At 71.1% G+C, this 22,833-nt stretch carries 18 protein-coding genes; 14 read left to right on the top strand and 4 right to left on the bottom strand.

Annotated elements, in window-relative coordinates; all coding sequences use genetic code 11:
• Positions 1-27: 27 nt before the first annotated feature.
• A complete protein-coding gene (locus tag PHZ_RS11130) occupies positions 28-1,155 on the bottom strand; it encodes an ABC transporter permease (RefSeq protein ID WP_012522581.1) in 1,128 nt (375 codons plus the stop codon).
• 252 nt (positions 1,156-1,407) lie between these two features.
• On the opposite strand from PHZ_RS11130, the gene PHZ_RS11125 reads away from it, so the two are divergent.
• The 5 genes from PHZ_RS11125 to fghA all read left to right on the top strand — a co-directional run bounded on the left by PHZ_RS11125 (position 1,408) and on the right by fghA (position 5,345).
• A complete protein-coding gene (locus PHZ_RS11125) occupies positions 1,408-1,719 on the top strand; it encodes a hypothetical protein (protein ID WP_041373441.1) in 312 nt (103 codons plus the stop codon).
• 69 nt (positions 1,720-1,788) lie between these two features.
• On the top strand, positions 1,789-2,313 hold the full coding sequence (locus PHZ_RS21685) for a YdcF family protein (protein WP_049758212.1): 525 nt from the start codon (positions 1,789-1,791) through the stop codon (positions 2,311-2,313).
• Between the two features lie 81 nt (positions 2,314-2,394).
• Positions 2,395-3,342, top strand: a complete 948-nt coding sequence (locus PHZ_RS23105) for a hypothetical protein (RefSeq protein WP_012522579.1) — start codon at positions 2,395-2,397, stop codon at positions 3,340-3,342.
• 57 nt (positions 3,343-3,399) lie between these two features.
• Positions 3,400-4,509, top strand: coding sequence for an S-(hydroxymethyl)glutathione dehydrogenase/class III alcohol dehydrogenase (locus PHZ_RS11110; protein ID WP_012522578.1), 1,110 nt, complete (start codon positions 3,400-3,402; stop codon positions 4,507-4,509).
• Complete coding sequence (gene fghA, locus PHZ_RS11105) at positions 4,509-5,345, top strand: S-formylglutathione hydrolase (protein ID WP_012522577.1); 837 nt, start codon at positions 4,509-4,511, stop codon at positions 5,343-5,345. The genes PHZ_RS11110 and fghA overlap by 1 nt, the downstream gene beginning before the upstream one ends.
• Before the next feature lie 69 nt (positions 5,346-5,414).
• On the opposite strand, the gene PHZ_RS11100 is transcribed toward fghA, so the two are convergent.
• Positions 5,415-7,895 carry a TonB-dependent receptor gene (locus PHZ_RS11100; RefSeq protein WP_012522576.1) on the bottom strand — a complete coding sequence of 827 codons (2,481 nt, stop codon included), beginning with the start codon at positions 7,893-7,895 and terminating at the stop codon, positions 5,415-5,417.
• A 234-nt stretch (positions 7,896-8,129) separates the two neighbouring features.
• On the bottom strand, positions 8,130-8,897 hold the full coding sequence (locus tag PHZ_RS23770; protein ID WP_012522575.1) for a helix-turn-helix transcriptional regulator: 768 nt from the start codon (positions 8,895-8,897) through the stop codon (positions 8,130-8,132).
• Between the two features lie 128 nt (positions 8,898-9,025).
• Between PHZ_RS23770 and PHZ_RS11090 the strand changes: the two genes are divergently transcribed.
• The 5 genes from PHZ_RS11090 to PHZ_RS11070 all read left to right on the top strand — a co-directional run bounded on the left by PHZ_RS11090 (position 9,026) and on the right by PHZ_RS11070 (position 15,104).
• Positions 9,026-11,398 (top strand): TonB-dependent receptor, encoded by a 2,373-nt coding sequence (locus PHZ_RS11090; protein ID WP_012522574.1) that lies wholly within the window; start codon positions 9,026-9,028, stop codon positions 11,396-11,398.
• Between the two features lie 4 nt (positions 11,399-11,402).
• Positions 11,403-12,581, top strand: coding sequence for an acyl-CoA dehydrogenase family protein (locus PHZ_RS11085; protein WP_012522573.1), 1,179 nt, complete (start codon positions 11,403-11,405; stop codon positions 12,579-12,581).
• A gap of 14 nt (positions 12,582-12,595) precedes the next feature.
• A complete protein-coding gene (locus PHZ_RS11080) occupies positions 12,596-13,006 on the top strand; it encodes a MerR family transcriptional regulator (RefSeq protein ID WP_012522572.1) in 411 nt (136 codons plus the stop codon).
• Positions 13,003-13,866, top strand: coding sequence for an oxygenase MpaB family protein (locus PHZ_RS11075; protein WP_201765237.1), 864 nt, complete (start codon positions 13,003-13,005; stop codon positions 13,864-13,866). The genes PHZ_RS11080 and PHZ_RS11075 overlap by 4 nt, the downstream gene beginning before the upstream one ends.
• Positions 13,867-14,006: 140 nt before the next feature.
• Positions 14,007-15,104: a branched-chain amino acid aminotransferase gene (locus PHZ_RS11070; protein ID WP_012522570.1), complete on the top strand. Its 1,098-nt coding sequence runs from the start codon at positions 14,007-14,009 to the stop codon at positions 15,102-15,104.
• 28 nt (positions 15,105-15,132) lie between these two features.
• On the opposite strand, the gene PHZ_RS11065 is transcribed toward PHZ_RS11070, so the two are convergent.
• The gene (locus tag PHZ_RS11065; RefSeq protein WP_012522569.1) at positions 15,133-15,786 is read right to left on the bottom strand and encodes a helix-turn-helix domain-containing protein; all 654 of its coding nucleotides are present in this window, start codon (positions 15,784-15,786) and stop codon (positions 15,133-15,135) included.
• 232 nt (positions 15,787-16,018) lie between these two features.
• Between PHZ_RS11065 and PHZ_RS11060 the strand changes: the two genes are divergently transcribed.
• From PHZ_RS11060 to PHZ_RS11045, 4 genes are all read left to right on the top strand, one after another.
• Positions 16,019-18,034 (top strand): serine hydrolase domain-containing protein, encoded by a 2,016-nt coding sequence (locus PHZ_RS11060; protein WP_012522568.1) that lies wholly within the window; start codon positions 16,019-16,021, stop codon positions 18,032-18,034.
• Between the two features lie 69 nt (positions 18,035-18,103).
• Positions 18,104-19,114 carry a dipeptide epimerase gene (locus tag PHZ_RS11055; protein ID WP_012522567.1) on the top strand — a complete coding sequence of 337 codons (1,011 nt, stop codon included), beginning with the start codon at positions 18,104-18,106 and terminating at the stop codon, positions 19,112-19,114.
• Positions 19,111-20,439 (top strand): peptide MFS transporter, encoded by a 1,329-nt coding sequence (locus PHZ_RS11050; protein ID WP_049758411.1) that lies wholly within the window; start codon positions 19,111-19,113, stop codon positions 20,437-20,439. Before PHZ_RS11055 ends, PHZ_RS11050 begins: the two co-directional genes overlap by 4 nt.
• A 117-nt stretch (positions 20,440-20,556) precedes the next feature.
• Positions 20,557-22,794: a TonB-dependent receptor gene (locus tag PHZ_RS11045; RefSeq protein WP_012522565.1), complete on the top strand. Its 2,238-nt coding sequence runs from the start codon at positions 20,557-20,559 to the stop codon at positions 22,792-22,794.
• Positions 22,795-22,833: the final 39 nt, after the last annotated feature.

Here is a 22,833-nt window from a genome sequence, read left to right as displayed (position 1 = left end):
CGTCGGGCGCGGCCGCGTCGGTCGCGCTCACAGGCCGAGCTCCATGTAGATCATGGCGAAGATCGCATCGATGACGATGATCGCGAAGATGGCGTGCACCACGGCCGCCGTCACCCGCCGGCCCAGGGACTCCACGTCGCCGCCCGTCTCCAACCCCTGGCGACAGCCGATGCCGGCGATCACCCCGGCCATCACCGGGGCCTTCGACAGCGCGATCCAGAAGTGGTCCACGCCGACGTTGTCGACGATCCGCTGCAGGAAGAACGCGGGGCCCAGGCCCAGCACCGACCAGGTCACCACGATGCCGCCCAGCAGGCCGGCCAGGGTGGCCACGAAGGTCAGCAGCGGGATGGTGATCAGCAGGGCGGCGAAGCGCGGGAAGACGAGGGCCTCGAACGGATCGATGCCCATCACCTTCATGGCGTCGATCTCCTGGCTCATCTTCATCGAGCCGATCTCGGCGGCGAAGCTCGAGGCGGACCGGCCCGCCAGCAGCACGGCGGTGATGACGATGTTGAACTCGCGCATCATCGAGATGCCGATCAGCTCCACGGCGAACACCTCGGCCCCGAACTGCTGGAGCATGTCGGCGCCGATGAAGGCGACCACCGCGCCGATGAAGAACGTCGCCACGGCCACCACCGGGATGGCGTCCAGGCCGGCTCGCTCCATGATCGAGACCAGCGCCGGCCAGCGGATCTTCCGCGGATTCACGAACAGCAGGACGAGGCTGCGGGCCAGGACCACCAGCAGGTGGCCGAGGAAGCCCATGGTGTCGATGAAGTCGTGGCCGAAGCCCACCACGCCCTTGCCGACGCGGATCGTCAGGTCGTGGAAGCCCTTCGGCTCCTGGCGCACCGCCGGCTGGATGCGCGCGGCCTCGTCCACCACCTCCAGCAGGCGGCGGACCTCGGGGCGGGCCTCGACCTTCGACGCGTCGAACGCCGGCCCGGCGGCGCGCACCACCGCATAGGCGCCGGCGGTGTCCAGCCGGCGCACCCCGCTCAGGTCGATGGCGATGTTGGTCAGGCCGTCCAGCGCCTCGGCCAGCGCCGTCCCTGCGCCGCCCAGCGCGCGGGCCGTCCAGTCGCCGGTGAGGGCCACGGTCGGACGATCCGTCGCGGGCTGCAGGGTGAACTCGGCGGGTCTCTCCATGCGGGCGGTTCCTCAGGCGGGCGGAAGGCGGCGACCGCGCAACCCGAGTCTTATCTCCTCGAAAGCCGGGCACCCTAGCAGAGACGGTGCAAGCGCGAACGTCCATATGGCGAAGGCTGTTCCCGCACGCCAGCGGCCGGTCCGCCGCGTCTAAGGCCAAGCTGGGCCTACATTTGGTCCCATTCGGACGGGAGAGCAGGGCAGGTCCTGCAGCGGACTGCGACTCGGGCTGCGCGAAGTGGAGAGTTAGGTTTGACCCGCCAGATCGAACTCGCCGGGAAATCCGGCGCCGTTTACCGCTACACCTCGATCGAGGAGGAGCGGTTCCTGCCCCCGGCGGGCGCCAACTATGTGATCGCTGAAGTGACCCCCGAGGGTCCGCACATCGTCTACGCCGGCGAAACCGACAACCTGGCCAGCCAGACCTGGCGGAGCGACCTCGAGAAGGCTCGCGAGCAGTACAAGAACGCCAAGGTCCTGACCCGCCTGAACGTCACCCGCGCGGTTCGCGAGGCCGAGCGCGAGGACCTGATCGAGCAGTACCACCCGCCGCTGAACCAGTAGGCCCCCGATCCGCAGACCCTTGATCGGCATCCCCTGGCGCCGGACCGCCGGCGTGGCCATCCTCCGTCCATGAGCCCGTCTCCGCTCATCGCGATCTTCGGCGCCGCGGTCCTGCCGCACGGCCCGTCGCCGTCGCTGCTGCGCCGGATCGGCTACGGCTGGCAGGCGGCCCAGGCGCATCCGGGGGCCCAGGTGCTCTGCTCGGGCGGGGTAGGGCGGCACGGCCCGTCCGAGGCCTCGGTCATGGCCGAGCGGCTGGCGGCGCTGGGCCTGGCCGCCGAGCGGCTGATCCTCGACGAAGAGAGCCTCGACACCCTGCAGAGCGCCGGCGCCGTGGCGCGCTGGCGCCGGCGGCTGGGCGCCGCCGACGTCGTGGTCTGCAGCGACGCCTACCACGTCCCGCGCATCCGCCTGCTGCTGGGCGCGCTCGGAACGCCCAGCGTCGCGGGGCCGCGCCTTCCCGGCCGGGGCGGGGCGGGCCTGGCGCACTGGACGCGCATGAGCCTGCGCGAGGGGCTCGCCATTCCCTACGACCTCGCCCTGGCGATCGCCCAGCGGCGGCGGCTGGCGGGCCTGGCCCCGACGGCGTCATAGTGCTGTCCCAACTTCCCCCGATGGTCGATGTGATGGTCGATCCGATGGTCGCCCCGAGAGCCGCCGAAGCCTGAGACCCCGATGCCCGATCCGGACGACGCCAATCCCTTCGCCCGCAACAGCGCCTGGCCGAAGATGCCCCAGGCGCCGTTCCGCGTGGGCCCGCTGCCCAAGGCCGCCCCGCAGGCGCCGCCGCCGCCGCGGTCCGCTCCCGAGCCGCCTCCCGAGGCGCGGCCTCAGTCGATCACGCCGGTGTTCACCCGGCCCGTGGCGCCCGCCCCGCAGCCGGGCTCCATCCTGACCGGCGGCGGTGCGCCCGTCCGCCCGGCCGTGACGCGGCCCGCGCCCGCGCCCCAGCCCGCCGTCCAGCGGCCCGCGCCGGTCCAGACCAGGGCGCCCGAACCGCCGCCGACGGTCCAGACCAGGGCGCCCGAACCGCCGCCGACGGTCCAGGCCAAGGCGCCCGAACCGCCGCCGCAGGCCGCCGCGCCGGCCGCCGCCGAGCCCGAGCCCGAGATCGCCTTCGCCGCCCCGCTGCGCCGACCGGCGCGGAGCAAGAGCAAGGTGCCGTGGCTGCCGCTCGCCGCCGCCGGCGCGGTGGGCGTCGCCGCCGTCGCGGGCCTCGTCGGCGTCCTCACCCGCGACCCGTCGCCCGCGCCGGTCGCCGCCACTGCGCCGCCGCCCGCCGCCGCGGCGTCGGCTCGCCTCAGCGAGTCGGAGCTCCCTGCGGCCGACGCTCGGACGCCCGACGTCCAGGCTCCCGCGCCGGCGCCGGTCGTCCAGGCGGCCGCCGCGCCGGCGCGCCGTGCGCCCGCGCGGGCCGCCGCGACCCGGCCCAGTCCTGCCCCGGCCCCCGAGCCACCGGCGACCGACCCCCCGGCGATCGACGTCGCCCCGCCGGTGCTGCAGCTGCCGCCCGCGGCCGCCGAGCCCGCGCCGCCCGCCGTCGCGGCCCCGGTCCAGCCGGCCTTCACCCCGCCGCCGCCGCCCGATCCGAACGCGCCGGTGGTCACGCGCTCGCCCTACTAGGCTTGGCCGGCCCGGCGGGGTTAGAAGGCCCATCCCCTTAAGGTTCGGAGAGGCCCCATGAAGACTCGCGCCGCCGTTGCGTTCGAGGCGAAGAAGCCGCTGGAGATCGTGGAGCTCGACCTCGAGGGCCCCCGCGCCGGCGAGGTGCTGGTGGAGATCAAGGCGACGGGCGTCTGCCACACCGACGCCTACACGCTGGACGGCCTCGATTCCGAGGGGATCTTCCCCTCGATCCTGGGCCACGAGGGCGCGGGCGTGGTGGTCGAGGTCGGGCCGGGGGTGACCTCGGTCGCGCCGGGCGACCACGTGATCCCGCTCTACACGCCCGAATGCCGGCAGTGCAAAAGCTGCCTCTCGCGCAAGACCAACCTGTGCACCGCCATCCGGGGCACGCAAGGGCGGGGCCTGATGCCCGACGGGACCAGCCGGTTCTCGTACAAGGGCCAGACGATCCATCACTACATGGGCTGCTCGACGTTCTCGAACTACACGGTGCTGCCCGAGATCGCGGTGGCGAAGATCCGCAAGGACGCGCCGTTCGAGACCGCCTGCTACGTCGGCTGCGGCGTGACCACGGGCGTCGGGGCGGTGGTCAACACCGCCCATGTGGAGCCGGGCGCCAACTGCATCGTCTTCGGCCTGGGCGGCATCGGCCTGAACGTCATCCAGGGCCTGAAGCTGGTGGGCGCGGGCATGATCGTCGGCGTCGACATCAATCCCGCCCGCGAGGAATGGGGCCGCCGCTTCGGCATGACCCACTTCGTCAATCCGAAGAACGTGCAGGGCGACCTCGTGGCCCATCTCGTCGAGCTGACCGGCGGCGGGGCCGACTACACCTTCGACGCCACCGGCAACACCGACGTCATGCGCCAGGCGCTCGAGGCCTGTCACCGCGGCTGGGGCGAGAGCATCATCATCGGCGTCGCCGAGGCCGGCCGCGAGATCGCCACCCGCCCGTTCCAGCTGGTCACCGGCCGGGTCTGGAAGGGCACCGCCTTCGGCGGCGCGCGCGGCCGCACCGACACGCCGAAGATCGTCGACTGGTACATGGAGGGGAAGATCGAGATCGACCCCATGATCACCCACAAGCTGCCGCTGGAGCGGATCAACGAGGCCTTCGACCTCATGCACCGCGGCGAGAGCATCCGCAGCGTGATCGTCTACTGATGGCGCTTGAGGTCGTCTCCACCGCCCGAAGCTTCGGCGGCGTCCAGGGCGTCTACCGGCACGACAGCCGCGAGACCGGCACGCCGATGACCTTCAGCGTCTTCGTCCCGCCGCAGGCCGAGCGGGGACCCCGGCCGGTGGTCTGGTACCTGTCGGGCCTGACCTGCACCCACGCCAATGTCACCGAGAAGGGCCAGTTCCAGCGCGCCTGCGCCGAGCTGGGCCTGATCCTGGTGGCTCCCGACACCTCCCCGCGCGGCGAGGGGGTCCCCGACGACCCGGCCTACGACTTCGGCCAGGGCGCCGGCTTCTACGTCGATGCGACCCGGGAGCCCTGGGCGGCCAATTTCCGGATGGAGAGCTACATCGTCTCCGAGCTGCCCGGGCTGGTCGCCGCCGAGTTCCCCGTGGACATGGCCCGCCAGGGGATCACCGGCCACTCCATGGGCGGCCACGGCGCCCTGACCCTGGCGCTGAAGAATCCTGGCCGCTGGAAAAGCGTCTCGGCCTTCGCGCCGATCGCCTCGCCGATGCGCTGCCCCTGGGGCGAGAAGGCGCTCTCGGGCTACCTCGGCGAGGACCGCAGCGCCTGGTGCCGCTACGACGCCACCGCCCTCCTGGAGGACGGCGCGCGCCTGCCCGAGCTGCTGGTCGACCAGGGCGAGGCCGACACCTTCCTTGAAGACCAGCTCAAGCCGCACCTGCTGGCCCAGGCCTGCGAGGCCGCCGGCGTGCCGCTGACCCTGCGCCTGCAGCCCGGCTACGACCACAGCTACTGGTTCGTCTCGACGTTCATGGCCGACCACCTGGCCTGGCACGCCGAGCGCCTCGCCTAGAGCCCAAAAAGAAAGGCGGCCCGGATCGCTCCGGGCCGCCCGACCTGCCGGGGCAGGCCGTCCTCTTTCCTAGTACCGGAAGCGGAGCGTCGCGCCCACGGTGCGCGGGGCGCCGAGGAAGGCGTCGTAGACGCTGATCGCGTCCACCGCCTCGTCCACCTGGTACGGGCCGTTGAAGCCGACCTGCACGTACTCCTTGTCGAACAGGTTGTTGGCCCACAGCTCGACGGTCCAGCTCTCGTCCTGGGCGCCGATGCCGATGCGGCCGTTCACCAGCACCATCGAGTCCTGCTCCTTCACCGGGTGCAGGTCCGAGCCGGTGTTGTACCGGGACGTGAACTTGCCCGACAGGTTCGCGCGGAGCTTCAGGCCCGAGAACACGTCACGCTCGTACGAGCCGGCCAGCGAGGCCGACCAGCGCGGGGCGAACGACAGCTGCGCGCCGGGCAGGCGGCGCAGGCTGGTGAACCGGGTCGGGTTGATCAGGTCGGCGGCGGTGAAGTCGCCGATCTCGGTCTCCGCGTAGGTCACGCCGCCCTGGAAGGTCAGGCCGTCGATCGGCGGCAGGTAGATGAAGTCCACGTCCACGCCGCGCGAGGTCACCTTCGGCAGCGTCTCGACGACGAAGGCCGTGCCCACGAAGGTGTTCAGCTGGAAGTCCTCGAACTTCTGGTAGAACACCGCCGCGTTCAGCAGCAGCGAGTTGTCGAGCCAGGACGTCTTGGCGCCCAGCTCGTAGCTGTCGACGAACTCGCCGCCGAAGCTCGTGTCGGGGTCGGCCGTGAAGTTCGGCGTGCCGGCCGGCGTCAGCGTGATCAGCTGCTCGCGGTCGAGGTTGAAGCCGCCCGCCTTGTAGCCGCGCGAGTACGACGCATACGTCATGATGTCGTCGTTCCAGCGGTAGGCCAGCTTGGCCGTGCCGGTGACTTCCTCTTCCGTGCGCTTCTGGGTCAGCAGGCCCAGCTCGTCGAAGTCGTTGTTCTGCGAGTTCAGGCACAGGCCGCCGGCGATCCGCGTGGCGGTCGCCGCGCCCACCGCCCCGACGAGGATCGGGAAGGCGGCTTCGCCCTGGTCGCACGACGAGCCCGTCGTGGAGTAGTCGGTCACCAGGGTCTTCTTGTCCTTAGTGTAGCGCAGGCCCACGGTCAGCTCGAGCGCATCGGTGATGGCGAACGAGTTGTTGGTGAACAGCGCCCAGCTCTTGCCGTCCTGGGCGTAGCGGTCGTCAGACCCCGCGCCCGGCTGGAACACCGTGCCGGGGACCAGGCCGATGAGGGCCGGGGCGCCGCCGAGCACGCGGCCGGCGTAGTAGGCGTAGTAGTCCGTGCCGTAGCTCAGCACCGAGCGGGTATCGAGGTCCTCCTCGGCGTAGAAGCCGCCGACGAGCCAGTTCAGGCGCCCGTCCATCGCATCGCCCGCCAGGCGGAGCTCCTGCGAGAACTGCTTGAACTGGACGTTGTTCGAGCCGTCGTTCGGCCGGTAGACGAGGTCGGCGGCGGTGAAGTCGCTGTCCTGGCCGGTCTCGGCGTTCCACTTCCGCCAGGCGGTGATCGACGTCAGGCTCATGCCGGGCGCCAGGCGCCAGGTCAGCTCGCCGGAGACGCCGCGGTCCTCGACGCGCTGGTCGGTCGGGCGGTTGGCGTAGCCCAGGCGGTCGAACGGCGTGCTGGTCAGGTCCAGCGAGCCGGGGCGCACCGCGTCGATCATCTGGCCGCGGCCGGGCTGGCCCGCCAGGCCCTGGCCGACGAACAGCTGGGTGCCGACGCAGCAGTCCTCGTTCCGCTTGGTGTAGTCGCCGATCAGGCGGAAGGTGATGTCGTCGGTCGGCTCGAACTGGAGCTGGCCGCGGACGGTGTAGAAGTTCTGGTTGTTGTCGTCGTGCTGGCCGCGCGGACCGGGACCGGTGATGATGTCCTGGTAGCCGTTGCGCTGGCGGGCGGCGGCGAAGATCCGGCCGGTGACGCCTTCGGTGATCGGGCCGCTCAGCGAGCCGCTGAAGCCGAATTGCTCGTAGTCGCCGACGGTGACTTCAGACTGCGCCTGCACGTCCTCGGTGGGACCGGCGGTGATGATGTTGATGACGCCGGCCGAGGTGTTCTTGCCGAACAGGGTGCCCTGCGGGCCCTTCAGCACCTCGATGCGGGTGACTTCGCCCAGGTCGCCGAACGAGACGCCGTTGCGGGGGCGGTAGACGCCGTCGATCACCACGCCGACCGAGCTCTCCAGGCCCGGGTTGTCGCCCACGGTGCCGACGCCGCGGACGCGGGCGGTCACGATGGTCTCGTTCGAGGTGGAGGTGACGGTCAGGCCCGGCGTCAGCACGGTCAGTTCGCGGATGTCGCGGACGCCGGCGTCGCGCAGCAGCTCGCCGCTGACCGAGGTCACGACGATCGGCACGTCCTGCAGGCTCTGTTCGCGCTTCTGGGCGGTGACGACGATCTCCTCGATCTCGCGGCCGCCGGTTTCTTCTTGCGCCTGGACGCTCGTGGCGAAGGCCGCAGCCATCACGCCGACGAGGGCCGAGCTGCGGAGCAGGTGTTTTGTACGCATTTGGTCTTGGTCTCCCCGAGCCATGCCCCGCGGGGGGAGTCGCGGGCGCACGCTCGGGTCCTGGGGTAGAGGCCGCCCGCTCGGAGCGGCAACGGCGCCGGCGTCAAAAACCGAGGGTAGGGACGGGGTGTGGCCCCGCCGCCACGCGAACGACGCGGTTCCGCCCGCCGCCGCCTTAATCCGGCCACGGATGGCAAAACGCAGGTCTGTCAAAAGGCCGTCGCGGCGTGCGAGTCAGGCGCGTCCTTGCGGCGGGTCCCCGGCGCCGAGGTAGCCGAGCGTGGCGGCGCGGTGCACCGCCTGCGCCCGCCCGGCGACGCCCAGCTTGCGCGAGGCGTTGGTGATGTGGAAGCGCACCGTCGGGGTGGAGATCGAGACGATGCGGCCGATCTCGGCGTCGGTCTTGCCCGCCGCGGCCCATTTCAGCACCTGGATCTCGCGCCGCGTCAGGTGCGCCGGGGACGTGCCCACGAGCGCCCCGGTCGCCTCGGCGTAGGTGGCCACGAACCGCAGGGCCAGGGCGTGCAGCTCGGCCGCGCGGGCGGCGAACACCGAGCCTGTGTCCACGTCCGCGTCCGGCGAGGCCCAGGTGACCGCCCCGATCGACCCGCCGGGCAGGTAGGCGGGCGCGACGATCGCCGCGCCGACGCCGAAGGTCTCGATGCCCTCGGCGGCGATGGCGTCCAGGGCGGGGTTGGTGCGCCACGACCGCAGCCGGCCGCCCTGGAAGTAGAAGGGCTCGGCGCACACCCGCGAGGCGCGGATGAACGCCGCCCGCAGGGCGAACCCGCGGTCCTCCCAGTAGCGCAGGTCGGGATCCAGCCAGCGGAAGGCGGTCTCGGCGAGCGGCCGTCCGTCGGGGCCGCGCATGGGGCGGGGGCTGCCGATGTCGTCGGTGGCGGCCACATAGGGCAGGCCGATCCGGGCGCCCAGCGCGGCCACCTCGCGCGCGAGGGCGGCCGCTTCTTCAAGCCGGACGGAGGAGCCCGTGGGGGCGAACATGGGGGCGAGCCCTGACCCTATCACTTTCGATAGCTTGTTCGCTCGCGCCGCCCTCCGCAAGCTCCGTCGACGGACCCGGCTCCAGCCGGGCCGAAACTAGCCGCCTGAAGAGCGGCGCGGGAGGGATAATGACCGAACTGAAGTGGGCGGCGTCGACCGCCGTCATCGCGGCGCTTGCGTGCGCCGGGCCGGCCCTGGCGCAGGAAACCGGCGGCGCCACCGTCGAAGCCATCATCGTCACGGCGCAGAAGCGGGAGCAGAACCTCCAGGACGTGCCGATCGTGGTCAACGTGGTGTCCGGCCAGCAGCTGCAGGACGCGGGCGTCCGCGACGTGAAGGACCTGCAGGTCCTGACGCCCGGCCTGTCCGTCACCTCGTCTACGGGCGGCGCCCAGACCTCCATCCGCATCCGCGGCGTCGGCACCATCGGCGACAACCCCGGCCTGGAATCCTCGGTCGGCACCGTGATCGACGGCGTCTACCGCGCCCGCTCCGGCGTCGCGTTCGGCGACCTGGGCGAGCTTGAGCGCATCGAGGTGCTGAAGGGGCCGCAGGGCACCGTGTTCGGCAAGAACACCTCGGCCGGCGTCATCAACGTCATCACCAAGGCTCCCGAGTTCGATTTTGGCGCCGACGCCGAATTCGTCGCCGGCAACTACGACCACCTGGCGGCCTCGGCCTCGGTCACCGGCCCGATCACCGACACCCTGGCCGGCCGCATCTTCGCCGCCCGCCGGGTCCGCGACGGTTTCTACGACGTGCGCAACGGCGAGGGGCCCTCGACCCAGAAGGACAACGACGACCAGGACGTCTCGACCGTCCGCGGCCAGCTCCTGTGGCTGCCCACCGACGCGCTCTCGCTGCGCTTCCTCGCCGACTACACCAAGCGCGAGGAGCACTGCTGCCTGAACACCATCACGGTCCCGGGGCCGACCGCGCCGATCGTCGATGCGCTGGCGACCGACGAGGGCCTGATGCGCCCGGCCGATCCCTTCCGGCGGATCGCCTACGCCAACCGCGAGTCCAATCAGGACATCGAGGACATGGGCGTCTCGCTGCAGATCGACTGGGACATGTCGGACGAGGTCACGGTCACCTCGATCACCGCCTGGCGCGACTGGGAGAACTTCCAGGCCAACGACATCGACTTCTCGTCGGCCGACATCTGGTACCGGCCCGACGACGGGCGCACGTTCTCCAAGTTCGAGACCTTCTCCCAGGAACTGCGGGTCGCCGGCCGGTCCGGGCCGCTCGACTGGATGATCGGCGGCTACTACTCGGACGAGCAGCTCGACTCGAGCGCCTTCACCGCCTTCGGCCTCGACTACGAGACCTACTTCGGCCTGCTGCTGTCGGGCGGCGCCAGCCCGACCGCGGTCTCGTCCCTGACGGGCCTGCCGTTCGGCACGAACTTCATCCCGGGCCAGGGCTCGTACGACACCTACGACCACAGCAACACCGGCTGGGCGATCTTCACCAACAACACCTGGCACGTCACCGACGCGCTCGAGGTGACGTTCGGCCTGCGCTACACCGACGACACCAAGAAGGTCTTCTCGCAGTACCGTAACACCGCGCCGGGGAACGCCTGCGCCGCGGCTATCGCCCGGCCGATCCCGGCGGCCGCCCGCGCCGCCATCTGCGCGCCCACGGGCGATCCGGCGTTCAACAACGTCGACACCCGCCAGAAGCGCACCGAGGACCGCCTCGGCGGCACGGTGAAGGTCAGCTACCGGCTCAGCCCCGAGCTGATGACCTACGTCTCGTACGCCAGCAGCCACAAGAGCGGCGGCTTCAACCTGGACCGCGCCCGCTTCGCGCCGGGCCAGATCAACACCGACACCAGCTTCCCGGCCGAGACGGTCGAGAGCTACGAGGCGGGCTTCAAGAGCAACCTGGCCGGCAACAGCCTGATGCTCAACGCGGCGGCCTTCGACCAGACGTTCAAGCACTTCCAGCTCAACACCTACACCGGCATCAGCTTCGTGGTCGCCTCGGTGCCGAAGGTGACCTCCAAGGGCGTCGACCTCGACCTCGTCTACCGCACGCCGTTCGAGGGGCTGACGCTGACCGGCGGCGTCACCTACGCGGTGACCCAGTTCGGCGACTTCGTCCCGGGCCCGGGGATCGGGCCGCGCCTGCCGACCTCGCGGGTGTCCTACGCCCCGCTGTGGTCGGCCTCGTGGTCGGCGGCCTACGAGAAGCCGCTCGGCCAGGACTTCAAGCTGCGGGCCAGCCTCTCGGGCCGCTACACCTCGTCCTACAACACCGGCTCGAACCTCGACCCGCTGAAGCGCCAGCGGCCGATGACCATCTGGAACGGCCGTATCGGCATCGGCCCCGAGGACGAACGCTGGATGCTGGAGGCCTGGGCCCAGAACCTGACCGACGTGAACTACTACCAGGTGGTGGTCGACCAGCCGCTGCAGTCGGGCACCTTCGCCGCCTTCCTCGGTTCGCCGCGGACCGTCGGGGCGACGCTGCGGGTGAAGTTCAACTAAGCCGATGGACCTGGACCTCACCCCGGAGGATCTCGCCTTCCGAGACGAGGTCCGGGCCTTTCTCGCCGCGGAGCTCACGCCCGAGCTTCGCGAGGCGGGGGCGCGGCAGACGAGCGTGTTCGTCGAGCCGCGCCACTCGCTCGCCTGGCAGAAGATCCTGCACGCGCGCGGCTGGGTCGCCCCCAGCTGGCCGGAGGAATACGGCGGTCCCGGCTGGACCGAGATGCAGCGGCACATCTTCGCCGCCGAGTGCGCGGCGGCCAGCGCCCCCAGCCTCGCGCCCATGGGCCTTCGCATGGTGGGCCCCTGCATCATGCGCTACGGCACGCCCGAGCAGAAGGCGCACTACCTCCCGCGGATCCTCTCGGGCGAGGACTACTGGTGCCAGGGCTATTCCGAGCCGGGCTCGGGCTCGGATCTCGCCTCGCTGCAGCTTCGCGCCGTAAGCGACGGGGATCATTACGTTCTGAGCGGGTCGAAGATCTGGACGACCCACGCCCACCACGCCAACCGCATGTTCTGCCTCGTGCGCACCAGCAGCGAGGGCAAGCCGCAGCAGGGCATCACCTTCCTGCTGCTCGACATGGCCACGCCGGGCCTCAAGGTCGACCCGATCATCACCCTGGCCGGCGAGCACGAGGTCAACCAGGTGTTCTTCGACGAGGTCCGCGTGCCCAAGTCGGGCCGGCTCGGCGAGGAGAACCAGGGCTGGACGGTGGCCAAGTACCTGCTGGAGTTCGAGCGGGGCGGGGGCTCGGCGCCGGGCCTGAAGGTCGCCCTCGAGCGGGTGCGCGGCATGGCCGGCGAGCTGGCGGCCGACCCGCATTTCCGCCGCCGCCTGGCCGAGCGCGAGATCGCCGTCCAGGCCGTCGAGATGAGCGAGCTGATCGTGCTCTCGGCCCTGGCCGGGGGGCGAAATCCCGGGCCGGCCTCGTCCATGCTCAAGACGCAGGGCGCCGAGACGATGCAGCGGATCGACGAGCTGGCCGTGGACGCGGCCGGCGCCTACGCCGCCGTCTTCCAGCCGCACGCCCGCGAGCCGGGCTCGAACGCCCCGGCGATCGGGCCGGAACACAGTCTGACCGCAATGGCCAGGTACCTGAACAACCGGGCCGCCTCGATCTACGGCGGCTCCAACGAGATCCAAAGAGACATCATCGCCCGGCTCGTGCTCGGGCTTTGAAGGGAGGAAATGCGATGTCGCTCAACCTGCGCCGGCCGCCTTACCGGACCTATTCCATCACCCAGCTGTGCCACGAGTTCGGGGCCACGCCCCGGGCGCTGCGGTTCTACGAGGAACAGGGCCTGCTGTTCCCCGCCCGCCGCGAGATGCAGCGGGTCTATTCCTACAAGGACCGCGCCCGCCTCGCGCTCATCATGCGCGGCCGCCGGGTCGGCCTGTCGGTGGCCGAGATCCGCGACATCCTCGACCTCTACGAGGAGGGCGGCGAGACCGCCCAGAACGCCCACGCCATCCGTGTCTTCCAGAAGCGCATCGACGAGCTGCTGGCCCAGCGCGAGGCCGTGGACGAGGCCATCGAGGCCCTGAAGCAGGCCTCGGTCCGGCTCGAGACCAGGTACTTCCCCGAAGGGAGCCTGCCCGCTTGAGCCTCGCCGCGGCCGCCGGGCGCCTCCAGGCGCGCGCCTTGCCCGCCGGCCGCGTGAACTACCGCGAGCCGGCCGGCGATCCGGGCTTCTTCGGCCCGGACTCCATGGCCTGGAAGGTCCACGCCAATCCCGTCGCCCTGGCGGTGGGCGGCGTGGCCGCGGTCATCCTGGAGCTCGCCGAGCCGCGCGTGCGCACCGGGGTCTGGGAGCACTCGACCTTCCGCACCGATCCGCTGGCCCGCATGCAGCGGACCGGCGAGGCCACCATGATCACCACCTACGGCCCCACGCGCGCGGCCGAGGCGCGTGTGGCGATGGTGACCCGCATGCACGAGCGGGTGGGGGGCGTCACCCCCGAGGGCCAGGCCTATGTCGCCCTCGAGCCCGAGCTGATGACCTGGGTCCACCTGACCGCCGGCTGGGGCTTCCTGAACGCCTACCGCCGCTACGTCGAGCCGCGCATGAGCCTCGCCGACCAGGACCGCTACTACGCCGAGGGCGGGCGCCTGGGCCGGGCGTTCGGCGCGCCCGAGCCGCCGGGCTCCGTGGCCGAGGTGGAGGCCTGGTTCGACCGCATGCGGCCCAAGCTCGTCCCGCACCCGATCGTCGGCGAGTTCCTGGACATCGTCGCGACGACCTCGCCGCTGGGCCTGGCTGGCCGCGCGCTCCAGCCGCTGGTTGTGCAGGCGGCCATCGACCTCGTGCCGCCCGATCTGCGGGCCCGTCTCCAGTTGCCCGTCCGGCCGCTGCAGCTCGCCGCCGCCGGGCCCGTCCTGCGGGCGATGGCCGCCGCCGCGGCGCTCGCCCCCAATCCCATCGTCCGCGACGCTCACCAGCGGGTCGGCCGCGCCGCCGCCTGACGTCCTCCTGAGGGCCCCTGCTAGGGGGTCCAGTTTCCGCTGTCTGGCCCTGGCGGAACACGCGCCTGCCAAGGATCGTATCCCCTGCAGGCGCTTGAGCATTGTGCTCCCGAGCGTTTTCCAATTAGAAAATCGCCGTCATGGAAGACTCGCTTCTCATCACCCGTCGCCCCCATGCCTCGCCGACCCCGCCGCACGCGCGGGCGGCCCTCCTGGAAGATCCCGGCTTCGGCAAGATCTTCACGGACCACATGGTGACGGTGCGCTGGGTAGAGGGGAAAGGCTGGCATGACGCCCAGGTGCGCGCCCGCGAGCCGTTCCAGCTCGATCCCGCCGCGGCGGTGCTGCACTACGCCCAGGAGATCTTCGAGGGCCTGAAGGCCTACCGCACCCGCGGCAACGACGTGGTGCTCTTCCGCCCGCGCGAGAACGCCCGCCGCTTCGTCGCCTCGGCCGACCGCATGGCCATGCCGAAGCTGCCCGAGGACCTGTTCGTCGGCGCCATCGAGGCGCTGGTCCGCGTCGACGCCGACTGGATCCCCACGGGGGAGGGCAGCCTCTATCTGCGGCCCTTCATGATCGCCACCGAGGCCTTCCTCGGCGTCCGGCCGGCGGCCGAATACACCTTCTGCGTCATCGCCTGTCCGGTGGGCGCCTACTTCAAGGGCGGGGCCAAGCCGGTCACCGTCTGGGTGTCCGACGCCTACACCCGCGCCGCGCCCGGCGGCACCGGGGCGGCCAAGTGCGGCGGCAACTACGCCGCCAGCCTGGTGGCCCAGGCCGAGGCCATCCGCAACGGCTGCGACCAGGTCGTCTTCCTCGACGCGGCCGAGCACCGCTACGTCGAGGAGCTGGGCGGCATGAACGTCTTCTTCGTCTTCGACGACGGGACCATGGTCACCCCGCCGCTGGGCGGCACCATCCTGCCCGGCATCACCCGCGACGCGATCCTGACCCTGGCCCGCGACGAGGGCCTGAACGTCCAGGAGCGGCTCTACTCGTTCGACGAGTGGCAGGCCGACGCGGCCAGCGGGCGGCTGAAGGAGGCCTTCGCCTGCGGCACCGCCGCGGTGCTGGCGGCCATCGGCGAGATCCGCCACGTGGGCGGCGCCTTCAAGATCGGCGGCGGCCAGGAGGGCCCGGTGACGACGCGGCTGCGCGACCAGCTCACCGGCATCCAGCGCTGCACGGCGCCCGACCCGCACGGCTGGGTGCACAAGATCGACATGGAAGCCTGAGGGAAGCCTGAGCAGCCCCCGCCGCCCCTCAGCGGGCGGCGGCCTTTGCGGGAGCCGGGGCCTCGTCCCCGTGCAGGGTCATCAGCGATTCCATCAGGTCCTCGTCGGCGCTGGAGCACACGCCCAGCACGACCGCCTCGTCGGTGCCCTCGGGGGCGATGTAGGCGTGGCCCATGGTGCTGTCGATGTAGATGGACTCGCCGGTCTGCAGCAGCACCGGCTCGTAGAACTCGGTGTGGATCTCCACCGGGCCCTGCAGCACGTAGATGTACTCCTCGCCCGGGTGGCGTACGAGCTCGCCGAACTCCTCGACGCTCTTGGCGCGGATGCGGGTGACGGTGGGGACCATCCGCTTCCGGCGCAGGTCCGGGCACATGTAGTAGTAGTCGTAGTTGGGCGTGTTGACCCGGATCGCCCCGTCCAGCCGGCCGATCGAGCGGCGGGCGGTGATCGGCGCCTCGGGCGCGGCCTCGGGCTCGCTGAACAGCTCGCTCATCCGCAGGTTCAGCCGCTGCGACAGCTGCAGCAGCTTGTCGTAGGTCAGCGTCAGCCGGTCGTGCTCGACCTTCGAGAGCGTCGAGAGCGGGATGCCCGTCCGTTCGCTCATCTCCTTCAGGGTCCAGCCGTTGCGCGACCGCAGCCCGCGCAGCAGGCTCCCCAGGGTTTGTTGGCGCGGCTTCAAGCTCGGGATCCTCGCATGGGCGTAAAGGCGTGACGCCATCCTGATCAGGACCGTCTCCCTCGCGCACGGATTTTCCGATTCTGCGAAGGTCCAGGCGGCCACGTAACATATTCGCTGGGACGGCCGCCGCAAGGACGACGCGCCGTGGTCGTGTTGACAATTCTCTAATCAGGATCAAGATCGCCGTATCGGGATCAATTCGGGATGAGCCGGATGGTCCAGGGGGTCCCTGATGCGCCTTCTCGCCAAAGCCGCGGCCGCCGCCGCGATCTGGATGTGCTCCGCCGCGGTCGCCTTCGCCGGCGCCAGCCCGACCATCGTGCCGCCGGTCAAGCGGGCGCCGACCCCCGCCGCCGCCGCATCCCCGCCGCTGCCCGGGCCCGAGCAGGCCCGGCCGCTCGTCGCCGCGGACCTCGAGGCCTGGCTCGACGGCTTCATGCCCTACGCCCTGGAGAGCGGCGACGTGGCCGGCGCGGTGGTGGTCGTCGTCAAGGACGGCCAGATCCTGCTGCAGAAGGGCTACGGCTACGCCGACGTCGAGAAGCGGACGCCGGTCGATCCGGCCCGCACGCTGTTCCGCCCCGGCTCGACCTCCAAGCTCTTCACCTGGACCGCGGTGATGCAGCAGGTGGAGCGCGGCAAGATCGACCTCGACGCCGACATCAACACCTACCTCGACTTCAAGATGCCGCCGGGCCCCGCCGGCAGGCCGATCACCATGCGGGACGTGATGACCCACACCGCCGGCTTCGAGGAGGCGGTGAAGGGCCTGATCGGCGATGACCCCGCCAAGCTCCAGACACTCGAACAGACGGTGAAGGCCTGGACGCCGACCCGCATCTATCCGGCCGGCTCGACGCAGGCCTACTCGAACTACGCCACGGCGCTCGCCGGCTACGTCGTCCAGCGCGTCTCGGGCCTGGACTTCGACACCTACGTTGAGCGCAACCTGTTCGGCCCGCTCGGCATGACCTACGCCACCTTCCGCCAGCCTCTGCCGGCCGCGCTTACGCCCTACATGGCCAAGGGCTACGAGCGCGCCTCCAGCGGCGAGGCCAAACCGTTCGAGCTGATCCCGGCCGCGCCGGCGGGCGCCATGTCGGCCTCGGGCGAGGCCATGGCCGCGTTCATGATCGCCCACCTGCAGGAGGGCGCCTACGGCGACGTGCGCATCCTCGCCCCCGAGACGGCGCGGACGATGCACAGCACCACCCGCGACATGAAGCTGCCGCTGAACCGGATGGCCCTGGGCTTCTACGAACAGAACATCAACGGCCGGCGGGTGATCTCGCACGGCGGCGACACCCAGTGGTTCCACACCGAGCTGCACCTGTTCCCGGACGACGGGGTGGGCCTCTACGTCTCGGTGAACAGCCTGGGCAAGGACGGCGCCGCCGGCCCCATCCGCTCGGCGCTCTTCCGCGAGTTCAGCAACCGCTACCTGCCGGGCCCCGGCCACGACGGGCAGGTCGATGCGAGCACCGCCGCCGAGCACGCCCGGATGATCGCCGGCTCGTACATCAACTCCCGCCGGGTCGAGACCAGCCTGATCAGCCTGTCGAACCTGATGGGCGTGGTGAAGATCATCCCGAACAAGGACGGCACCATCTCGGTCTCGCTGATCCGCGACGCGAGCGGGGCGCCGAAGAAGTGGCGCGAGATTCAGCCCTTCGTCTGGGTCGAGGTGGGCGGCGAGAGCCGGCTGGCCGCGCTGGTCGAGGACGGCAAGGTCGTCCGCTGGTCCGTCGACGACTACTCGCCCTTCATGGTCTTCATGCCCGAGCCGCCGCTGAAGGCCTCGACCTGGCTCGTGCCCGCCGTGGCCGCCAGCCTCGCGGCCCTGCTGCTGACCGTGGTCCTCTGGCCCGTGGCCGCGATCGTCCGCTGGCGCATGGGCGCGGCCTTCCCGCTGCAGGGACAGGCGGCGCGCGCCTACCGCTTCGTGCGGATCGCGGCCGCGGCCTCGGCGGCGACGATCATCGCCTGGGGCGGGACCGTGGTGGCCATGTTCGGCGACCTCGCCCTGCTGAACGGCGCCCTCGATCCCTTGCTCTGGGGCCTGCACATCCTGGGCTCGATCCTGGTGCTGGGCGCGGTGCTCGTCGCGGCCTGGAACCTCTGGGTCGTCTGGCGCGGCCAGCGGAGCTGGTTCGCCAAGTTGTGGAGCGCGGTGCTCCTCGTCTCGACCGTGGTCCTCGCGTGGCTGGCGATCGCCTTCCACCTCGTGGGCCTGGGCGTGAACTACTGATCCACCGATGCGAGGCGTCCGGCCCCGGCCGGGCGCCTCCTTCCTTTTCGCGCCATTCCCGGAGGTCGCATGACCGCCCTGCGCCAGCGCCTTGCCCTCAGCGTGGCCGAGGAGCCCGTCGCCCTCGCCGAGCCGTTCAGGATCACCGGCTACGTCTTCACCGAGATGCCGGTCGTCGTCGTGCGCCTGCGGCAGGGCGCGGCGGAAGGGCAGGGGGAGGCCTCCGGCGTCTACTACCTGGGGGACGACGTGCCCGCGATGCTCGCCGCCATCGAGGCGGCGCGGCCGCGGATCGAGGCCGGGATCGACCGCGAGGCGCTGCGCCGGGCGATGCCGCCGGGCGGCGGACGCAATGCGGTGGACGCCGCCCTCTGGGACCTCGAGGCCAAGCTCACCGGCCGCCCCGCCTGGGCGCTCGCGGGCCTGGATCCGCCGAAGCCCCTGGTCACCACCTTCACCGTTGGCGCCGCTGACCCGGATGTCATGGCGCGCAAGGCCGTCGCCTACGCCCAGGCCCGGGCGCTGAAGCTGAAACTCACCGGCGAGGCCGAGCTCGACGCCGAGCGGGTGCGGGCGGTGCGCGCCGCCCGGCCCGACGTCTGGCTGGCCGTGGACGCCAACCAGGGCTTCGTCCCCGACACGCTGGAGCGGCTGATGCCGGCGCTGGTCGACACCCGCGTCCAGCTCCTGGAGCAGCCGTTCGCCCGGGGCCGTGAGAGCGACATGGAGGGGCTGGGCAGCCCCATCCCCGTGGCGGCCGACGAAAGCGTGCTGAGCTTCGCCGACCTCGAGGAGATGGTCGGCCGCTTCGACGTCGTGAACATCAAGCTCGACAAATGCGGCGGGCTCACCGAGGGGCTGGCCATGGCGCGGCAGGCCAGGCGTCTCGGCCTCGGGGTGATGGTCGGCAACATGGTGGGCACCAGCCTGGCCATGGGCCCGGCCTACCTGCTCGGCCAGCTCTGCGAGGTGGTGGACCTCGACGGGCCGATCTTCATCACCCGCGACCGCCTGCCGTCGGTCAGCTACGCGGACGGCCTGATCGCCTATCCGGAGCACGGGTGGGGGAGCGCTCCGTGACGAGTTCGGGCGCGCCGCCGGCCAGGGCGTGGTTCGGCCAGCCGCCGGGCCTGACGATCCTCTTCCTCACCGAGATGTGGGAGAAGTTCTCGTTCTACGGAATGCGGGCGCTGCTGGTCTACTACATGACCAAGCAGCTGCTGATGCCCCAGGCCCAGGCCTCGATGGTCTACGGGCTCTACACGGCGTTCGTCTACTTCACGCCCATCCTGGGCGGGGTGATCGCCGACCGGTGGCTCGGCCGGCGCAAGGCCGTGATCCTCGGCGGCTCGATCATGGCGCTCGGCCACTTCCTGATGGCCTTCGAACCGGCGTTCTATCCGGCGCTCGCCTGCATCGCCCTCGGCAACGGCTTCTTCCTGCCCAGCCTGCCCAGCCAGATCGGCGGGCTCTACGCGCCCGACGATCCGCGGCGGGTGCGGGCCTACAATGTCTACTACGTGGGCGTGAACCTGGGCGGGTTCCTGGCCCCGCTGGTCTGCGGCACGCTGGGCGAGCTCTACGGCTGGCACTACGGCTTCGCCGCGGCCGGGATCGGCATGGTCGCGGGGCTGACGATCTACATCCTCGGCGGACGCCACCTGCCTGCCGAGGAGCCGCGACCCGCGTGCAGGGGCGATGGTCCGCGGCGGCGCGGCGACCTGCGGCTGTTCCTGCTGCTGCTCGGCGTTGGGCTGGCGGTCGTGGTCTTCCGCGGCGCCTACGAGCAGACCGGCAACACCCTGGCGCTCTGGGCCGACCAGGGCGTCGACCGCGGGGTGGGGGAGGGCTTCGTCATCCCCATGACCTGGTTCCAGTCGCTGAACCCGCTGCTGGTGTTCGTCCTCACGCCGCTGTTCCTCGCGCACTGGGCCAGGCTGGAGCGCTGGGGCCGCGAGCCGTCGCCGCTGGTGAAGATGTCCATCGGCTCGGGGGGCGTGGCGGCGGCGTTCCTGATGCTGGCCGTCGTGGCGGGGACCTCGGGGCCGAGCGCGAGCTGGCTGTGGCTCGCGGCCTTCTTCGTCGTCCTCACCGCGGGCGAGCTCTACATCCTGCCGGTCGGCCTCGGCCTCTTCGCCCGCCTGGCGCCGGCGGGGATGGCGGCGACGGCGGTGGCGGGCTGGTTCCTCGCCGCCTTCGCCGGGAACCTGCTGGCGGGCGCCCTCGGCGCGTTCTGGAGCCGGCTGGATCCGGCGGTCTTCTTCGCCGGCATGGGCGGCGTGGCTGCGATCGCCGCCGCGGTGCTGCTGGCGCTGGCCCCCTGGGCCCGGGGCGCGGAGGACGCCGGTGCGCCGCCCGCGGACGAGGATCTCAAGTCTGGACTGGAGCGCACGTTCCGTCGCTGACGGGCCGATTCAGCCTCATCAGGCTTTCGTCTGGTTGACAATTCTCTAATCAGGACCATCCTCGCCGAACAAGGATCATTTTTCCGGGGGCGGACCAAAGACACAAGAGGGGTGAAGATGACTTGGGGAATCTACGGGCGGCGCGCGGCCCTGGCCGCGTCGGCCGCGATCGCGGCCCTGGCGAGCGTCGAGGCGGCGCGGGCCGACGAGGCGCCCACCGACGTCGAGGCCGTCGTGGTCACGGCGCAGAAGCGCGAGCAGGCCCTCGTTGAGGTGCCGCAGTCCATCTCGGTCGTGTCGGGCTCGACGCTCGAGCGCCAGCAGGCCGTCACGTTCTCGGACTACGTAAAGCTCGTGCCGGGTCTGCAGGTGGTCCAGAGCACCCCCGGCAACGCCCGCCTGATCATCCGCGGGATCAACACCGGCGGCATCGCGTCCACGGTCGGCGTCTACATGGACGAGACGCCCTTCGGCTCGAGCAGCGGCCTGGTCAACGGCGCGGTCCTGGCCGGCGACTTCGACACCTTCGACGTCGCCCGCGTCGAGGTGCTGCGCGGCCCGCAGGGCACCTTCTACGGCGCGAGCTCCCTGGGCGGGGTCCTGAAGTTCGTCACCAACGAGCCGGAGTTCGACCGCCATGTGGTCCGGGCGCGGGCCAACCTGGAGACGGTAAAGGGCGGCGGCGAGTCCTACGGCGCGGCCGGCGTCGTGAACATCCCGCTGGGCGAAACCCTGGCGTTCCGCGCCACCGGCACGTACCGCGAGAGCGCAGGCTTCATCGACTCCATCGGCACGGGCGGTTCCGACATCGCCAAGGACATCGACGATTCCCGCAGCTACGGCGGCCGGGCCTCGCTGCTGTTCCGTCCGAGCGACCGGCTTTCCCTGCGGCTGACCGCGCTCGCGCAGAACATCGAGGCCGATTCGGCAAGCACGGTGGAGGCCGATCCGACCACCCTGGAGCCGCTCTACGGCCGGCTGTCGCTTTCGCAGTTCGTGCCCACGTTCTCGGACCTGCGCTATCGGGTCTACAACGCCACCGGCGAGGCGGACCTGGGCTTCGCCACCCTCACCAGCTCGACCAGCTACAGCACCCAGAAGCAGAAGCTGCGCGACGACTACACGTTCAACCTGAGCGGCCTGATCGAGGCGGTGTTCGGCGTGCCGAACGAATTCCTGCTGAACCAGAACACCAACAACGAGAAGTTCACCCAGGAGGTGCGGCTGTCCTCGAAGGAGGGCGGACGGCTCGAGTGGCTGGCGGGCCTCTACTACAACAACGAGGACGGGCTGATCCGCCAGCGCCTCGTCGCGGTGCAGCCCGGGACCCTCACCGAGATCGGCGGTCTGCCGGTGCTGGGCACGACCCTGCTGCCGTCGAAGTACGAGGAGATCGCCGGCTTCGCCAACGCGACGCTCCACCTGACCGACCGCTTCCACCTCGATCTCGGCGGCCGCTACAGCCGCAACGAGCAGAGCGCCGAGCAGACCTCGGACGGGGCCCTGGCGGGCGGGCCGCAGAGCTTCTCGCAGGACTCCTCGGAGGAGGTGTTCACCTATTCCATCGCCCCGCGGTTCGAGCTGACCGAAACCGCCTCGGTCTACGCCCGCGTGGCCAAGGGCTTCCGGCCCGGCGGCCCCAACGTCGTCCCGCCCAGCGCGCCGCCCGAGGTGCCGAGGTCCTACGACTCCGACTCCGCCCTCAGCTACGAGGTCGGCTTCAAGGCCGAGACCGCCGACCGGCGGGGCAGCATCGACGTGGCCCTGTTCCACATCGACTGGAAGGACATCCAGCTGCTGGCGGCGGTGAACGGCTTCGGGGTCAACATCAATGGCGGAAAGGCCAAGAGCGAGGGGGTGGAGTTCAACGCCGCCTACCAGCCGAAGGACGGCCTCTTCCTGTCGCTGAACGGCGCCTACACCAACGCCAAGCTCAAGGACGACGCCGGCCCGCTGGTCGGCGGGATGGCCGGCGACCGCCTGCCGTTCAGCCCCAAGCTCACGCTCAGCTTCAACGCCGACTACCGCTGGCAGGTGAGCGACACCATGGAAGCCTTCGTCGGCGGCTCGGTGCGGCACGTCTCCTCGCAGTCGGCGGCTTTCGACGCCGACTTCCGGGCCGCCAATGGACGCCAGCGCGAGGCCGAGGACTACCAGGTGGTCGACCTTCGGGCCGGCGTGGACCTGGGGCGCTTCGTCATCGAGGCCTACGCCAAGAACCTGGGCGACTCCTACGGAGTGGTGTCGACCAGTGCGGTGACGGCCAACGGCTTCGACATCTATCCCAACGGCGCCATCGCCGCGGGCGTGATCCGTCCGCGGTCGATCGGGGTAGCGGTGACCGCCGAGTTCTAGTCGCGTTGGCGGCCCCGCCCGCGCGCCGCGGCCCGCAAG

It is taken from the genome of Phenylobacterium zucineum HLK1 (assembly GCF_000017265.1).
In the GTDB taxonomy this organism is placed as follows: domain Bacteria; phylum Pseudomonadota; class Alphaproteobacteria; order Caulobacterales; family Caulobacteraceae; genus Phenylobacterium; species Phenylobacterium zucineum.
This window is presented reverse-complemented; position numbering and strand designations above follow the sequence as displayed.

Bases quoted from the DNA above. Each gene is read 5' to 3' on its own strand.
- PHZ_RS11130 (WP_012522581.1), bottom strand. From the start codon at position 1,155: ATGGAGAGACCCGCCGAGTTCACCCTGCAGCCCGCGACGGATCGTCCG.
- PHZ_RS21685 (WP_049758212.1), top strand. From the start codon at position 1,789: ATGAGCCCGTCTCCGCTCATCGCGATCTTCGGCGCCGCGGTCCTGCCG.
- PHZ_RS23105 (WP_012522579.1), top strand. From the start codon at position 2,395: ATGCCCGATCCGGACGACGCCAATCCCTTCGCCCGCAACAGCGCCTGG.
- PHZ_RS11110 (WP_012522578.1), top strand. From the start codon at position 3,400: ATGAAGACTCGCGCCGCCGTTGCGTTCGAGGCGAAGAAGCCGCTGGAG.
- fghA (WP_012522577.1), top strand. From the start codon at position 4,509: ATGGCGCTTGAGGTCGTCTCCACCGCCCGAAGCTTCGGCGGCGTCCAG.
- PHZ_RS11100 (WP_012522576.1), bottom strand. From the start codon at position 7,895: ATGCGTACAAAACACCTGCTCCGCAGCTCGGCCCTCGTCGGCGTGATG.
- PHZ_RS23770 (WP_012522575.1), bottom strand. From the start codon at position 8,897: ATGTTCGCCCCCACGGGCTCCTCCGTCCGGCTTGAAGAAGCGGCCGCC.
- PHZ_RS11090 (WP_012522574.1), top strand. From the start codon at position 9,026: ATGACCGAACTGAAGTGGGCGGCGTCGACCGCCGTCATCGCGGCGCTT.
- PHZ_RS11085 (WP_012522573.1), top strand. From the start codon at position 11,403: ATGGACCTGGACCTCACCCCGGAGGATCTCGCCTTCCGAGACGAGGTC.
- PHZ_RS11080 (WP_012522572.1), top strand. From the start codon at position 12,596: ATGTCGCTCAACCTGCGCCGGCCGCCTTACCGGACCTATTCCATCACC.
- PHZ_RS11070 (WP_012522570.1), top strand. From the start codon at position 14,007: ATGGAAGACTCGCTTCTCATCACCCGTCGCCCCCATGCCTCGCCGACC.
- PHZ_RS11060 (WP_012522568.1), top strand. From the start codon at position 16,019: ATGCGCCTTCTCGCCAAAGCCGCGGCCGCCGCCGCGATCTGGATGTGC.
- PHZ_RS11055 (WP_012522567.1), top strand. From the start codon at position 18,104: ATGACCGCCCTGCGCCAGCGCCTTGCCCTCAGCGTGGCCGAGGAGCCC.
- PHZ_RS11045 (WP_012522565.1), top strand. From the start codon at position 20,557: ATGACTTGGGGAATCTACGGGCGGCGCGCGGCCCTGGCCGCGTCGGCC.